This is a genomic window from Brevibacillus sp. HB2.2 (assembly GCF_013284275.1).
In the GTDB taxonomy this organism is placed as follows: Bacteria; Bacillota; Bacilli; order Brevibacillales; family Brevibacillaceae; genus Brevibacillus; species Brevibacillus brevis_D.
On record NZ_JABSUV010000037.1, the window covers coordinates 18,611 to 32,729 of the forward strand.

General features: G+C 48.2%; 16 protein-coding genes. 2 read left to right on the forward strand and 14 right to left on the reverse strand.

Annotated elements, in window-relative coordinates; translation table 11 throughout:
- Positions 1-19 precede the first annotated feature (19 nt).
- Positions 20-838, reverse strand: coding sequence for an alpha/beta hydrolase family protein (locus HP401_RS22815; RefSeq protein ID WP_173606632.1), 819 nt, complete (start codon positions 836-838; stop codon positions 20-22).
- A 203-nt stretch (positions 839-1,041) separates the two neighbouring features.
- Between HP401_RS22815 and HP401_RS22820 the strand changes: the two genes are divergently transcribed.
- Positions 1,042-1,425, forward strand: coding sequence for a winged helix-turn-helix transcriptional regulator (locus HP401_RS22820; protein ID WP_106785573.1), 384 nt, complete (start codon positions 1,042-1,044; stop codon positions 1,423-1,425).
- Between the two features lie 574 nt (positions 1,426-1,999).
- Here the strand turns inward: HP401_RS22820 and motB are convergent.
- The 8 genes from motB to HP401_RS22860 all read right to left on the reverse strand — a co-directional run bounded on the left by motB (position 2,000) and on the right by HP401_RS22860 (position 8,852).
- A complete protein-coding gene (gene motB, locus HP401_RS22825; RefSeq protein WP_064202361.1) occupies positions 2,000-2,809 on the reverse strand; it encodes a flagellar motor protein MotB in 810 nt (269 codons plus the stop codon).
- Positions 2,802-3,617 (reverse strand): flagellar motor stator protein MotA, encoded by an 816-nt coding sequence (gene motA, locus HP401_RS22830; RefSeq protein WP_012684607.1) that lies wholly within the window; start codon positions 3,615-3,617, stop codon positions 2,802-2,804. The genes motB and motA overlap by 8 nt, the downstream gene beginning before the upstream one ends.
- A 90-nt stretch (positions 3,618-3,707) precedes the next feature.
- Positions 3,708-4,439, reverse strand: coding sequence for a ZIP family metal transporter (locus HP401_RS22835; protein WP_173606633.1), 732 nt, complete (start codon positions 4,437-4,439; stop codon positions 3,708-3,710).
- Between the two features lie 96 nt (positions 4,440-4,535).
- Complete coding sequence (gene def, locus HP401_RS22840; RefSeq protein WP_142498225.1) at positions 4,536-5,051, reverse strand: peptide deformylase; 516 nt, start codon at positions 5,049-5,051, stop codon at positions 4,536-4,538.
- A gap of 4 nt (positions 5,052-5,055) precedes the next feature.
- Positions 5,056-5,298, reverse strand: coding sequence for a helix-turn-helix domain-containing protein (locus HP401_RS22845; RefSeq protein ID WP_012684604.1), 243 nt, complete (start codon positions 5,296-5,298; stop codon positions 5,056-5,058).
- Positions 5,299-5,409: 111 nt separating this feature from the next.
- Entirely contained in the window at positions 5,410-6,012 is a 603-nt protein-coding gene (locus HP401_RS22850; RefSeq protein WP_173606634.1) for a flavin reductase family protein, read from the reverse strand.
- A gap of 103 nt (positions 6,013-6,115) precedes the next feature.
- Positions 6,116-6,889: an ankyrin repeat domain-containing protein gene (locus tag HP401_RS22855; protein WP_173606635.1), complete on the reverse strand. Its 774-nt coding sequence runs from the start codon at positions 6,887-6,889 to the stop codon at positions 6,116-6,118.
- Between the two features lie 235 nt (positions 6,890-7,124).
- Positions 7,125-8,852, reverse strand: a complete 1,728-nt coding sequence (locus HP401_RS22860; RefSeq protein WP_173606636.1) for a methyl-accepting chemotaxis protein — start codon at positions 8,850-8,852, stop codon at positions 7,125-7,127.
- Positions 8,853-9,028: 176 nt separating this feature from the next.
- Between HP401_RS22860 and solA the strand changes: the two genes are divergently transcribed.
- Positions 9,029-10,171 (forward strand): N-methyl-L-tryptophan oxidase, encoded by a 1,143-nt coding sequence (gene solA / locus HP401_RS22865; protein ID WP_173606637.1) that lies wholly within the window; start codon positions 9,029-9,031, stop codon positions 10,169-10,171.
- Positions 10,172-10,219: 48 nt separating this feature from the next.
- Here solA and HP401_RS22870 read toward each other — a convergent pair whose 3' ends face one another.
- From HP401_RS22870 to HP401_RS22890, 5 genes are all read right to left on the reverse strand, one after another.
- On the reverse strand, positions 10,220-11,050 hold the full coding sequence (locus HP401_RS22870; RefSeq protein WP_142498220.1) for a protein-glutamine gamma-glutamyltransferase: 831 nt from the start codon (positions 11,048-11,050) through the stop codon (positions 10,220-10,222).
- A 381-nt stretch (positions 11,051-11,431) separates the two neighbouring features.
- Positions 11,432-12,343, reverse strand: coding sequence for a DMT family transporter (locus tag HP401_RS22875; RefSeq protein WP_173606638.1), 912 nt, complete (start codon positions 12,341-12,343; stop codon positions 11,432-11,434).
- Positions 12,344-12,441: 98 nt separating this feature from the next.
- Entirely contained in the window at positions 12,442-12,867 is a 426-nt protein-coding gene (locus HP401_RS22880) for a GNAT family acetyltransferase (RefSeq protein ID WP_016740644.1), read from the reverse strand.
- 95 nt (positions 12,868-12,962) lie between these two features.
- Positions 12,963-13,661 (reverse strand): LrgB family protein, encoded by a 699-nt coding sequence (locus HP401_RS22885; RefSeq protein ID WP_173606639.1) that lies wholly within the window; start codon positions 13,659-13,661, stop codon positions 12,963-12,965.
- Positions 13,639-14,028, reverse strand: coding sequence for a CidA/LrgA family protein (locus HP401_RS22890; protein ID WP_012684594.1), 390 nt, complete (start codon positions 14,026-14,028; stop codon positions 13,639-13,641). The genes HP401_RS22885 and HP401_RS22890 overlap by 23 nt, the downstream gene beginning before the upstream one ends.
- Between the last annotated feature and the right edge of the window lie 91 nt (positions 14,029-14,119).

The window sequence follows — 14,119 nt, forward strand, 5'->3', positions numbered from 1 at the left end:
CCAGGGCCATCCCTTTTTCTTATACGGCAACCGTCTCCTTCTCAACCAGTCGATTCAACCAGCTCTTCGTACTCGCTATCAAGCGCTTGTAGCTGTCCGCCGAGGAAAAAGTATGATCTCCCCCTACAACTACTTCTGTTTCGCAACTCCCCCGTCTCCGCAGATGCAGCTCTCGCTCATAATGAAACATAGCATCCACCGCAATGACGTCATCTCGATTGCCATGCAGGATTAACACATCTCCCTCAAACTGCTTGGCTTGACGTAGCGGGAGAGCAGTACCGAGCGACTGAAAAAAGCGCTTCTCCAATCCGTAGCCCAAATGATCCGTTTTTCCGTATGAAAGTGCTTCCTTGTATTCCTTTTCCCCCACGATCCGAACGATATCATCGAAGGGACGTGCTACCGGTGCCCATAGAATGAGGGAGTGTATTCGTTTATCCTGGCTCGCTGTCAGCACACTGACCGCACCACCCAAACTATGCCCTAGCAGGCACACACGCTCCTGATCTACCTGTTCCAGTGTGAAAACATGGTCGAGAACATCTCGTGTTTGTGCAAGCAAGACGTCCAAACCACCTGCCCCATAATCGCCATCGCTTTCCCCGCAGCCTCCGTAATCGAAGCGCAGTACGCCAAAACCGTGTGAAGCTAATTCTCTGGCAGCTTTTACAAACAAGCGGTTCACTCCAATCCGACTGCCGATAAAGCCATGGCAAATGACAACCAACGGGTATTTCACTCTGGTCTTGCCTGTTGTGCATGTAGGTTCATGCAGGGTAGCCGTCAACGAAATCGTGTCGCTGGGTATTTGTAAAATCCGTTCCAAAGAACTCACCTCTTTTATTTTTAGTATTCCGAGTTGTTTACTTAGTTATTATTTTTATTATCTTCATTTTCATGAACACTGTCAAGATGAACCGGAAAACTCAATGAAAAATCATCCTGTACGGTTTATGATGGAGGGGAACGTGTCGCAACATAAGAGTGTTTGCTTTGCTAGAGCTGTTGCACCGAAGATAGAATTGTGAGGAGAAAACTATGTCCGATTTGCGGAAAGAAACCTTGGAAAAAATCAAAAACGGTGATTTCACCTGTTCCAAGGAGCTGACCTTGTCTATGTTCAGCGGAAAATGGAAAGTCGTGATCCTGTGGCATTTAGGGGTAGAAGGCCCGCATCGCTTCAGTGAGCTGCAACGGCTGTTCCCAAAAATCACTCATAAAATGCTGACGAATCAGTTAAAAGAGCTAATTGAAGACGGAATTGTTCACCGGGAAGTATACCCGGAGGTTCCCCCGCGGGTGGAGTATTCGATGACGGAGTTGGGGATGACTTTATTGCCTATAGTAGAAATGATGTATGAGTGGGGCGAAATGCGGATGGGGCAGTTGAAGCTGGAATTGGGGGAGGCTTCCTCTGACTAGCTGTTGTGGTGGGGAGGAAACAGGAGAAAACGCTCAGATTCTTGGAACACCTGCGCGGGAGCTGGGGGGGCCCGGCTCCGTGAAAAAAAGAGAAACCGCGTCCAAAGTCGATGATCCAGGAGGCTTCTCAGAGGTGGACGCTAAAGGCAGTTTCTCTTTTTTTCACTGCGCCTCGGTAGGTGTGTCCAAAGATCTTCGCTTATTTCTCCTGTTTCCTCTGCGAACTGTTGTCATTCCACCTTCTTTATAAAGAAGAAATAGACCCCATGAATGCTGCTTTCAAGATGAATACAGTAGCCGCGTGGGAAGAAGCACATTTCCAGTCCTAGCGCCTCTGGAGCCCTACCAAGCTCCGAAATAAATGGCGGGGGTTTTCAGCTTCAACCTCTGCGAATGCATCCTCGAAACTCTACTTTTGAAGCGCTCCCGACATTTATTTCGGAGCGGACAGTCTAACCCCTTGCGGGGCGTAGGCCGAAGCGTAGACTGGAAATGGGCTTCTTCCCCTCCACTACAGCTACTATAAACAAAAACAAAAAAGGATAGCCTCCCGAGGAAGCTATCCTTTTAATTATTACGGATTCACAGTATTTTTCGGAGGAGAAGCCAGATCACGCAGGATCGCTACCTCTACCCGTCTGTTTTTCGCTCTGCCTTCATCCGTCGTATTCGGCGCTACCGGATGGTATTCTCCCAAGCCTGTCGCGCTGAACTTCGTCGGGTCTAGATTCTTGTTTTCCAGAAGCACCTTCAAGAAGTTAACAGAACGTTTGGCACTGAGATCCCAGTTGGATGGGAACTCTGCCCGGCGAATCGGCACATTGTCCGTATGACCAGTTACAGTCACTTTTTTCGGGTGCGGCACCAACATTCCTGCCATTTCACTCGCAAGCTTTCTCGCTTCCGGTTTCAGATCAGCTTTACCGGAGTCAAACAACGCATTGTCCAAAATGGTGATCAGCAGACCTTCATCGGTCAGCTTCGTCTGGAGCTTGTCCTGTAGCTTGTTTTGCTGAATGTATCCGTCCAGCTTTGTCTGTAGCTTTTTCAAGTCCTCTGTCTCTTTGCGGACCGCTTCTTCCAGACGCTTTTCTTCTTCTGTCTTCTGTTTTTCTGCTTCCTGTGCGCCTTTGTGCAAGGTTTGCTGTTGAAGCTGCGGGTCTAGGGGTACCGGGCTTGGGTAGTTCATGACTCCCGTACCGCCGTTGATTGCAACGCTGAAGGACCGAACCATTTGGTCGAACTTCTTCGCATCCATCTCGCTAGAGGCGAACAACACGATAAACAAAGCAAGCAGAAGGGTAAGCAAGTCCGCGTATGGAATTAGCCAAGACTCGTCCATATGCTCTTCATGATGAGCATGTCTCTTTGGTCGCTTAGCCATTTACCGCAGCTCCTTCCTCCCTCTTCTCTTCCTTCATTTCTTCTTTCATTTCCGCACGCTCTTGGTATGGAATGTAAACCAGCAGCTTTTGCTCAATCGCAGTCGGGGATACACCCGCTTGAATGGAGAGCAATCCTTCGACCATGATTTTTTTGATTTCAATTTCTGCCTTTGATTTTCGTTTGAGCTTGGTCGCGAACGGGTGCCATAATACGTAACCCGTGAAAATACCGAGCAAGGTAGCTACGAACGCAGCCGCAATCGAGATACCCAAGGCATCGATGTCACTCAAGTTACCCAAGGCGGCAATCAGACCGACAACCGCACCCAATACCCCGAGTGTCGGAGCGTAGCTTCCCGCTTGGCTAAAGACAAGGGCTCCTGCCTGATGGCGCTCTTCAATGGCGTGAATTTCTTCATTCAGAACATCGCGAACAAAATCCGGTTCCCCACCATCAATGATCATTTTCATACCGTTACGCAGAAATGGATCTTCAATCTCATCAGAAGTGTTTTCAAGTGCAAGCAATCCTTCGCGACGAGCGATGGAAGCCCAGTTCATAAACTGACCGATCAATTCTCTTTTTTCAGGGAGCTTTTGTTCTTTAAAAATTATCTTGAAAAGGGCTGGAATACGCTTCATTTCCGACATGGGAAACGCGTTGAAAAGGGCAGCAATAGTACCTACGATGATGATCATAATTGCTGCTGGATTCAGTAATGACATAGGACTTGCATGCTTCAAGATCATCCCGACCACTACTGCGACAATACCTAAAACTATACCTATCAAGGTAGACTTTTCCATCGTGACACTCCCTACTTCCATAATCGAAATCTATCTATATATGGTTTCGGAATTTTTGCGCTCACTTGTGAGGCTTTTCGAAAAAAACGCTCATCCAAATGAATGAACTAGTCCAATCATGACCAAAAGTCCTAGGATGAACGAAAAAGTTGCGGAACGAGCATGACCATCACCATGACTTTCGGGGATGAGTTCCTTGTAAACGATAAACAACATCGCGCCTGCGGCAAAGGAAAGCCCATATGGCACCAACCCGTGAACCACAGAGGTCAGATAATAACCACAGATCCCGGAGACGATTTCGACTGCTCCAGTCAGCGTTGCTAACAAAAAGGCCTTGAAGCGACTGACCTTTTGATTGATCAGGAAGAGGGCAACTAGGAAGCCTTCTGGGGCATTTTGCAGACCAATTGCAAAAGATATCAGGCCACCCAAGCCAGACTGTTCACTCGAATAGCTCACGCCCACGGACAAGCCCTCTGGTATATTGTGCAAGGTAATCGCGGCCAAGATTAGCAGCGATTGCGAATCCATCGAAATGTTGATTCTCGTATGCTCCAGATCGATATGTGGGACAATGCTTTCCAACACTGTAAGCATCAATGTTCCGGTAAGCACTCCTAAACAAACGATAATAAATGGCGCGCTCTGAAGTGCCTGTGGGATCAGACTGAATGTCGAGGCAGCCACCATAATTCCAGCCGTAAACGCCAGCAATATATCCCGCCATCGATGTGATACCGACTTAAAAAAAAGGATAGGCAAGGCGCCCACACCTGTAGCCATGGCAGATAGAAAGCTACCTATCAGTAGTTGTTCCATGTATGTTCCTCCACGTAATAATGCCGCTCTTCAGATATCCGGAACAAACGGCCTTCTACTATCATATTTCCCGAATGGGAACGGTACGCCTTTTTGTTAGGCCTTTTTTGTTAAGCGGATCACATCTAGCACATCGACTTTTTGCCTTGTTTTTTCATGGTACAGCCATTTTTCCTGAACATGATCCACAAATAAAATTCCGTCTAAATGATCGATTTCATGCTGCATGCAAACAGCAAGGAATCCGTCTCCCGCAAGGATCATTTCCTCGCCTTGTCTGTTCAATGTCTTTACTTTCACATGCTCGGCTCTCTTTACATTGCCATAATAACCCGGAAAAGATAAGCAAGCTTCCATTCCGATTTGTTCGCCACTTCTTTCGATGATTTCTGGGTTAATGAGCTCAATTAATCCATCTCCGCAATCCATGACAACAACCCTGCGAAGAATGCCGATTTGAGGTGCGGCAAGGCCAGCACGGCCGTCCGCGGCATATAAGGTTTCTGCCATCTCATCCAGTAGCTTGAACGTTTTCTCATTCAGCTCTTCCACTGGCTTGGCTACTTTGCGCAGAATCGGGTCTCCAAAAGGCAAAATCTGTTTCACTGCCATATTTTTATGCTCCCTTCACTCTATTAGGCGGTGTATATGCCCACAAGTCATTTGGTGTACACTCTAAAGCTGTACAGAGTGCATCAAGTGTCTCGGTTTTCATTTGTTTGGGCTGACTGGTTAGTAAAGCGCTGATGGAGGCTGGAGACAGACTGTAATTTGCTTTCTCTTTCAACAGCCTTGCTAGAGCAGCTCCCGTCCAAACTCCTCTTTCTGCCATTACTTTTCGCAACATCCAGACAAGCATCTACTCACCCCTCATTTTTCGGTACTAACTAACTTTATTAGGCAACACCTAATATATCATATGTTGCATTCCAAAATCCAAAAACGCCAAAAACTTGGCGTTTTTGACGTTCTACGTTTCTGATCGATATGTTTTCCCCAACTGATCACCGAGACCAAAATAATGGCGGAAGTTGTAGATCAGTGGATTCCACGCTTGGGGGTTCACGTGATGAGAACTCTGTACAATCTGTTTGTCTGCATGGACGTGACGCACTTCTGTCTCCACGATCGCAAACATGTTGGCATATTCCGGAAAACGGATGGTGCGAACGACTGCTTCGAGTTGAAGCGGACATTCTCCTACTCGCTTTGGACGAACGATGTCAGAGTCAACAGGAGTCAAATTGGCTGCCTGAAACTTATTCGCTTCATAGCGGAAGCCCAGCTCCCTTTTATAGTCAGGTACGGGATTGCAGCCTGTTAGCGGAGCCAACGCTTCCACTTGCTGCCACATCGAGGCATCCGGCAAATTGATAACACACTCCGGACGCTGACGCAAATTTTCCAATCCATGCGAGCCGAACCCGAGCCCCAGAATGACAAAATTTCCTAACGCCCATGACGATGAAATGGGACTGATATTCGTTGAACCATCTTCATTTTCAGTCGTCAACAGGACAACGGGAGTTCCGTAATATAAAATCTTCGGTTGAATGGTCGTATGGCTTGTCATGAACATAGCCTCCCTTGACTAGAATCAATCTTGCTACGACTTATTCTAGTCGAGGAATATTTCCATTGCGCTCGAAGTGTGAATGTAAGCTTACCTCCGTATATTAGCGTGCTCCTGCTTTTTGCAGGATTTGTACAATCTCGTGATAACCCCGTTCTTTTGCACGATATAGAGGTGTTTTTCCTTCGCTATCCGGGATGTTTACATCAGCACCGTGGTCGATTAGCAATTGGACCATCTCTTGTTGGTTTTTTCCGCCATCGTTCAATACGATTGCTTCCATCATTGCTGTCCAGCCCGGATTGTTCACATGGTTGACGTCTACATCCGTCCGGGTAAGAAGTTCCTTTGCTACTTCCACATACCCATGTTCTGCCGCTGGTATCAACGGTGTTCCTCCGAAGCGGTTGTAAATCTTCGTATCTGGACCTGCATCGATAACCAGCTTTAATATTTCTAGGTATCCTTCTGCTCCTGCATACAAGAACGGGTTATCTTGTCGGTCGTCCTGAATATTGATGTCAGCTCCTGCTTCAATGAGGACCTTCACTGTTTCCACATGGTTGCCGTGTGTTGCCGCCATCGCCGCTGTTCTTCCACGATCATCCTGTGCATTTATCTCAGCCCCTGCTGCCAAGCTAGCCTTGACTTCATCGGTTTTGCCCTCGGCTGCTGCAAAGAGCAGTTTTTTGTTCAGTTCTTTCACTTCTTCTTGAGATAGCGTTCGTTTTTTCTCTGGTTGAGGTTGTGGCTGTGGTGTCACTGGTTGTTGTTGCTGCTGTGCGGTCGTTACAGCCGGAGCTGTTGTGGACGATTCATCCATGCAGCCTGTCAGCAGCATTCCGAATGGGATTGCAGTGAGGATGAGTTTGTACATTCGGCACCTTCCTCCTTGGTATGTGATTGAGATATAGGTCTAAGCCCGGTTGCGTACCGAGCGTAGGTTGCCTGTTAAACCTCTGAATCCATCGTAGTCCGTAGAGATAAACTCCTACTAAACCTGTTCTTAATGAACTATTTCCTAAAGATTAACTTTTTCTAAAAAAATGACAATGGAAAGAAAAAAACGCCAATCACGTTGGCGTTTTTGCGTTCGTTTACTCGGTATATGCCTATACTTTGAATCGGCGAATCATGTGCTGCAGCTCTTCTGCCATATTGGAAAGAGCTGTTGCCGACGAAGCGATTTCCTCCATAGAAGCGAGCTGCTGCTGTGTAGCAGCGGAAACGTTTTGCGTGCCATCAGCAGTCAAGTCGGAAACTTCGCTGACCAGCTCCATCGCTTGTACGACCTGTTCGGAATGGGCGGACACTTCCTGGGCAGATGCAGACACATCGTGAATCTGGTCGGCTACTGTGCCAATCGAGTTCTGAATTTGACCGAAGGTTTCGCCCGCACGATGAACGACGCGAATTCCTTCTTGTACTTCCCGTGTGCCTGTTTCCATCGATTCGACCGCGACTTTTGTATCTGTCTGAATCGTACTGATCAACTGCGCGATTTTTTGGGCGGACTGTGCCGACTGCTCTGCCAGCTTCCGTACTTCATCTGCAACAACCGCGAATCCACGTCCATGCTCTCCTGCGCGCGCTGCTTCAATCGCAGCATTGAGGGCGAGCAGATTGGTCTGATCCGCGATGCCTGTAATCACCTCGATGATCTCTCCAATTGCTTGAGAATGATTGCCCAGACCGTCTACCACGGATGAGAGCTCACGCATGGAATCGTGGATCGCATTCATTTGTTGAACGGCTGCCTGAATCGACTGGTTCCCTTCTCCTGCCATGTTGGCGACTTCGCTCACCATATTGGATGTTTGCTGTGCGTTATTTGCGATTTGACGAATTCCTCGTGACATATCATCAATGGATTTCGCCCCATTCTCCACACTCGCTACCTGGCGATCAACACCTGCTGCCACTTCTTGAACAGTAACAGCAATTTGTTCAGTGGCCCTGCTCGTCTGATCTGCACTTGCCGTCAATTGCTCAGCTGATGAGGCTACCAGCTCGGAAGTTCCGCCTACCTGACGAATGACTGTAGTTAAACTGCTAGTCATCTCATTGAACGAATTCGCCAGATCCAAAATCTCGTCACGACTTTTGACAACCAATGGCTCCACACGTAAATCACCATCAGCCACTTTCTTCATCTCTTCCATCAAACGCAAGATCGGTCGACGGATGCTTGACGTCAGTACGACAGCTAGCGCCACACACGCAATGATAGAGATCACCAAGGTAATATTCAGGTCCCGATTGACTGACTCATACAGTTCCGCGCTTTCTGCGCCAGCGCGTTGTGCTCCCTCACTGTTATTCGTCATCATGGCATCCAAATATTTCTTACGCTCTAAAAACAATTCACTGCCTTTTTTCTTGATGCGATCCAGCTCGGCCATGTCTGCATCGGTAGCTGGCCTTCTAATATCGACCTTTTTGGCGATTGCCACGTATTGCGGACTGTATTCCTCATATTTTTTCAGCGCCTGCTTCAATCCTTCAAAATTGTTACGGTCCTCTTCACTGAAAATCGTTTTTTCATAGCTGGTCAATAAGCCGTCCATATAGGCAAATTGGTCATCGACTTGCTTTGCGTACTTGTTCTTGGCATCCATGTCCTCTGTCGTAAGCATGGTTTGTGTAAGTCCGTAAACGGTTTCCAGCGTCATGTTGATCTTCAAAATATCTTCCAGACCTGGGCGCCAATTCGTATTCATTTCCACCATCTTCTGGTTCATCTGTTCCATCCTGACAATGGTCGTGATCCCCATAAACAGCATGATGACCAGGATGAGCGCGAACGCACTACCCAATTTTTTTCCGATCGTCCATTTCATTTCGTAAACACCACTTTTCTTGACATATGATGATAGCGTAATCTCCTTTTCCCTCCCAACTGATGGAATAAACCTGATTGCACACAAAAAAATGGATCTTTACACAAAAAATTAAAATCCACAATTCAGAAAACTCCTGTAAGATAGATAAAAATAAGCGGAATGGAGGACTGCTGATGCAAAACTACGACGTCATTATTGTGGGAGCAGGCTCGATGGGAATGGCAGCTGGCTACTATCTGGCGAAGCAGGGCGTGCGCACACTCATGATTGATGCCTTTGATCCCCCACACACAATGGGCAGCCATCATGGGGATACCCGTATCATTCGCCATGCGTACGGAGAAGGAAAACAGTACGTCCCGCTTGCGTTACGGGCGCAACAGCTGTGGTCAGAATTGGAACAAGCATCCGGCATACCGATCTTCGCCAAAACCGGTGTTTTGAACGCTGGACCCCTGAATTGTACCTTCCTGAATGAAATTCGGGAGAGCGCCGAGCAGTACTCCCTGCCCTTGGAAGTACTCGCTGCCGATGAGGTCATGCAACGCTGGCCAGGAATCCATCTGCCTGCTGATTACTACGGTTGCCTGGAGCCTACCTCAGGTGTGCTTTATTCCGAAAACGGAATTCGCGCCTATCGAGAGCTCGCTCTCGCCTCAGGAGCCACACTGTTGACGAACACGCCAGTCACGCAGTTGGAACCAGCAGAAAATGGGTTCATTGTGCATACGGAATCTGCCAGCTACCACGGCGATAAAGTCCTGCTATCCGCCGGTGCTTGGAATGGTTCGCTCCTTGACTCATTGGGCTTGTCCATCCCGCTTAAGCCTATACGCAAAACGGTCGCCTGGTTTGGTGCAGATGAGCGCCAGTACAGTGCGGATGGCTTTCCCGCCTTCATCTTTCGCCTTCATGACTCCATGTTCTACGGATTTCCGAACTTTGATGGCACTGGTGTAAAAATCGGACGCCATGACGGTGGGCACGCCATCGATCCCGATAAACTGGAACGTACCTTTGGCACCTATTTGTCGGACGAAGGCTGTGTTCGCTCTTTTTTGGAAGCGTATATGCCTGGAGCAGCAGGCCCATTGCGCCAAGGCAAGGTATGCATCTACACTATGACACCGGATGAGCATTTCGTCATTGACCGTCATCCTCAACATCCACAGCTTGTATTTGCAGCGGGCTTTTCCGGGCACGGTTTTAAATTCGCCAGTGCGATCGGGGAAGCCACCAGCCAACTGCTAGTAGAGGGAGCTGCTTCCCTTGACCTGTCTATGTTTTCTTGGAAGCGATTTTCTTGTCCAGCATGAGTGAAAAAAGCCTCTCGCCGCATTTCTGGCAGGAGGCTTTTGTTCATTTTACCACTCCCAAGACAAAGAACCGATCTGCGCTGTAATTCGACTGCTCGCTTGTATGGGCTGGCCGAAAACTTGCATGGTAGAACGACCATTGTCGTAGGGAAACAGGTAGGCGAAACCAGGCCGAGTCGCCTGATTGGCCCGATAGGCAGACCTCATTGCTCCCTCTCTTCGTTGTTCATTCAAAAACGCTACCATCTCACTCGCCCGTTTGATCCCCGCACCATGCCCGTAATACAAGCCATTGCCGAGCACTACTGCATTTTCTCCTTGCCACTGCGGTGTCTCACGATCGTAATCAGGATTGGCAAAATAAATCACATCACCAGGCAAAAAGGTATTTGTCCTTATTGTTTGCAAGTCCAAATCCTGATCGTACCGCCAGTCATATAGCAAGATGTCCGAAAACATTCTCTCAAAATCCGGTAAACGAATGGACTGTAGGACTGCATGATAAATAATAATGACCATCGCCGTAGCACACTCCGTGGCGTATTTTTGACCCTCTCGAAAAATATTGATAATCCCGCTGGATGGCAGCACTCCAGGTCGCAAGCGGAATCCGCCTTGGTCAGTTCGAATCCAGTAAGCTGGATTGGCACGAGATTCTTCAAAAGTAGAAAAGGCCAGGCCGCTTTCGTTCAGTGCCAAGGCAGACCTCACCAGATGATCGCGCACTTTCAGTTCAAATTGCAGGAGCTCAGGAGTTGGATATTCAAATGTTTCATCACTACGTGCCATTATCGCTACCGTTTCACGCTGTACCGGATTTAGTCCCCATTCCGCTGCCAACGAGGCGGGATTAGCTGGTCTCCCCGCTATGACAATCATATACAACCTCCCCTTCACACACTGTCCTTCTTATATGTATGCGAAAGCCTATGTCCACGTGATCGACGAAAAACCATGAGTCAACATAGTGGTGGAGAAGAAAAAGCACAGTTCTCTTCGACTCTGACACGCCAGCAGGGGGATTCACTGGACGTCTCCACTACAAAAAGGGGACCGTCGAGCCAAAGCCACCCTACGGGCGGAAGATTCTCAGAGGAGAAGTGTTCGACAAGCGTGGTCCCCTTTTTGTAGTTCCGACTGGGTAGGCGTTGTCAAGGTCTGCGAGCCCTGTGCTTTTTCTTCTCACTAGCCTTGTGGGGTGATCGGTGCCTTCTAACTTAAAAATCCCCCGCCTTTTTAACCAGACGAGGGATTTCCTTTTTAGCCTTGTGCTTGCTTGACTGTATGTGGTGCCGGGGTCGAGACGTGCTTTAAACGCGAGAACATATAGCAGCCGACAATGACGATTACACTGCCGAGTAATTGGATGATGGTCATACGCTCGCCGAGTAAAAGAAATGCAAGAATGGCCGTAAAAATAGGATTGAAATTGAGGAACATACCTGCTGAGGTTGCGCCGACCTTTTGTACACCGATATTCCACAACACCATGCTGACGACAGTTGCCATTACACCAACGTAGAACAGCGACAGCCAGAACGTCCAGTCTGTGTTGCTGATTGTAAATGTGGTGACATTAAAGGGCAGCATCAGCGCAACACCGAAAATCCCCGAGTACAGTGTGGACATCATCGGCGAGACCGTCTTCATCGCCCACCGTGCGCATACGGAGTAAATCCCCCACATGGCGACAGCGGCGAGCATCCACAAATCGCCCGTGTTGAAGTGCAACTGGGACAAGTGTGCGAAGTCTCCTTTGGTCATCACCACAAGCACGCCTGTAAACGAGACAAGCATCGCGACAATCTGCAACGGTCGAATTTTATCGCCCATCAGCAAAAAGGAAAAAATCGCGATCGAAACCGGATTGAGCGTGGACAAAAGCCCGACATTGGTCGCGTCTGTCCGCTCAAGGGCCCAGAACATGAATAAATTAAAAAGTGCTACGCCGGTTACTCCCATCACAATCAAAGGAAGGAGTGCTTCTCGCGTTGGAAAAATCCGCTTTTCGCGTATCCAAACAACGGGCAACAAGCAAACAACAGCAATGAGCCAGCGCAAATTGGTCAGCGTCAAGGAAGACGCGTGCCCAACAAGAAATTTACCGACAACAAAATTTCCTCCCCAAAGGAAGCTAGTACAGAGTAATAGGACGATATACAGCGGTCTCATGATGCCTCCTGCCATGTTGAAAGAGTTATGGAGCTTTTATTTGTCCTCTATCATACACCTTTCGCCAGCATTTGGGCGGTCATGTTGCACTTCCATTTTTATCCTTCACCAGAAGCAATCCACTTCTCCATAAAAATTAGTTCGTCACGCTCATACCCAAGCTGATTGTAAAAAGCTTGTACACCATGATTGGTCGGCTCGATCAATAGGTTAATCTTTTCACACCCGATATTCGCCAGCCGCTTTTCCAGCTCATCCATCAGCCTGCTCCCTATGTCTTGTCCTTGGAAATCCGGATCGACTGCCAGATGATTCACCCATCCTCGCCGTCCGTCATAGCTGCCCATTACAGCTGCTATCATCCTTTCCTCCTCATTCATTGCCACCAAGAAAAGCTCTGCGTCTCGCTCCAGCTTTTTACGCAATCCCTCACGTGTATCCGAGCAAGAAAGCTGTAATCCTGCTCGTTGCCATAGCTGAATGACGTCCTCGTATTGTTGCAAAGAGAATGATTCAATTCTCATGTTTGATCACCACTATCTTGTGTATTTTTATTCATTTAATTTTATTTTTATACGATTATTGTAATACAAAAAGGGCTATCTAACAGCCCCTTCCTTCACACAGCCAGCCACGACATGATCACCGGTAGCAAGGTAAACGCCCACACTACGGTAATCATCGCTCCGGCGATCACAGCCAAAGTCGCGCTGCTTCCTTCTGTTTCCCCACGCTCAAACGCTTTTACCATCCCCAACGCATGTGCACCCATTCCGTACATCAAACCGATGGAAACAGGATGTCGGAGCCTCATTCTCTTGATGATTGTGGGAGCCAAAAAAACACCTGCGAAGCTGGTCAGCATGCCGAATACTGCCGTCATCGTCTGCATTCCGCCAATCGCCTCGGTTACGCTCATCGCAATCGGCAGGGTAATCGAGCGAGGAATGACGCTAATCGCCGCTTCTTTTCCCAATCCAACGAGCATCGTCGTGGAAACACCTGCAATGATGGCAATGAAGGAACCCGTAGCAAGACTCGTCAAAATCATCCGGCGATGCGCCATTAACACCGACCAATTTCGGTACAGCGGAATCGCAAACGCTACTGTGACTACGCTCATCATCTCACTAAAGAGCGAGGTCGCTTCACTGTACACCTGATAAGGAATGCCTGCGAAAAGCAAAAACAAAATCAAGCCAATCGGCGCCAAAATGGCCGGAGAAAATAGCAGAGACGGTCTTTTCTTGTTGAACCGTTTAGCTGCATAGAAGAAAACGAGTGTCAGGAGCACACTAGATGTTTTCCACAGGATCATGCTGTTTCACCTCTCCACGATTGAACATGCGCTCAGCAACAACACCTGTCGAAATCATCACAAGCGCACACCCGCTCACGACGACCACAAGCACCAGCAATCCTTTTATCCCTAATAACCACGGATACTGCATCATCCCGACCAACGATGGTACGAAAAACAGGATCATCTGCGAGAATAACAGAGTCGCTCCTGCTTCCACCCACTGTAGACGAATCAAGCCGGTATACAGACAAATGAACAATAGCGCGAGTCCGATCAGACTGCCGGGAACAGGAAGGTGAAAAAACGAGGTCACCCATTTCCCCAGCCAGGTGAAGCCGAACAAAAGCAAAACTTGTGCGATGATGGAGAACCATCTTTTCATCGAGACCACCCCAGTTGCTCTACAAAGGTTGTTCAAAAAGTCACTGTTTGAACGAGTTACCCTCATTCTAAGCCGTCTCGATTCCATTCGT

Bases quoted from the DNA above. Each gene is read 5' to 3' on its own strand.
- HP401_RS22820 (WP_106785573.1), top strand. From the start codon at position 1,042: ATGTCCGATTTGCGGAAAGAAACCTTGGAAAAAATCAAAAACGGTGAT.
- motB (WP_064202361.1), bottom strand. From the start codon at position 2,809: ATGGCTAAGCGACCAAAGAGACATGCTCATCATGAAGAGCATATGGAC.
- motA (WP_012684607.1), bottom strand. From the start codon at position 3,617: ATGGAAAAGTCTACCTTGATAGGTATAGTTTTAGGTATTGTCGCAGTA.
- HP401_RS22835 (WP_173606633.1), bottom strand. From the start codon at position 4,439: ATGGAACAACTACTGATAGGTAGCTTTCTATCTGCCATGGCTACAGGT.
- def (WP_142498225.1), bottom strand. From the start codon at position 5,051: ATGGCAGTGAAACAGATTTTGCCTTTTGGAGACCCGATTCTGCGCAAA.
- HP401_RS22845 (WP_012684604.1), bottom strand. From the start codon at position 5,298: ATGCTTGTCTGGATGTTGCGAAAAGTAATGGCAGAAAGAGGAGTTTGG.
- HP401_RS22850 (WP_173606634.1), bottom strand. From the start codon at position 6,012: ATGACAAGCCATACGACCATTCAACCGAAGATTTTATATTACGGAACT.
- HP401_RS22855 (WP_173606635.1), bottom strand. From the start codon at position 6,889: ATGTACAAACTCATCCTCACTGCAATCCCATTCGGAATGCTGCTGACA.
- HP401_RS22860 (WP_173606636.1), bottom strand. From the start codon at position 8,852: ATGAAATGGACGATCGGAAAAAAATTGGGTAGTGCGTTCGCGCTCATC.
- solA (WP_173606637.1), top strand. From the start codon at position 9,029: ATGCAAAACTACGACGTCATTATTGTGGGAGCAGGCTCGATGGGAATG.
- HP401_RS22870 (WP_142498220.1), bottom strand. From the start codon at position 11,050: ATGATTGTCATAGCGGGGAGACCAGCTAATCCCGCCTCGTTGGCAGCG.
- HP401_RS22875 (WP_173606638.1), bottom strand. From the start codon at position 12,343: ATGAGACCGCTGTATATCGTCCTATTACTCTGTACTAGCTTCCTTTGG.
- HP401_RS22880 (WP_016740644.1), bottom strand. From the start codon at position 12,867: ATGAGAATTGAATCATTCTCTTTGCAACAATACGAGGACGTCATTCAG.
- HP401_RS22885 (WP_173606639.1), bottom strand. From the start codon at position 13,661: ATGATCCTGTGGAAAACATCTAGTGTGCTCCTGACACTCGTTTTCTTC.
- HP401_RS22890 (WP_012684594.1), bottom strand. From the start codon at position 14,028: ATGAAAAGATGGTTCTCCATCATCGCACAAGTTTTGCTTTTGTTCGGC.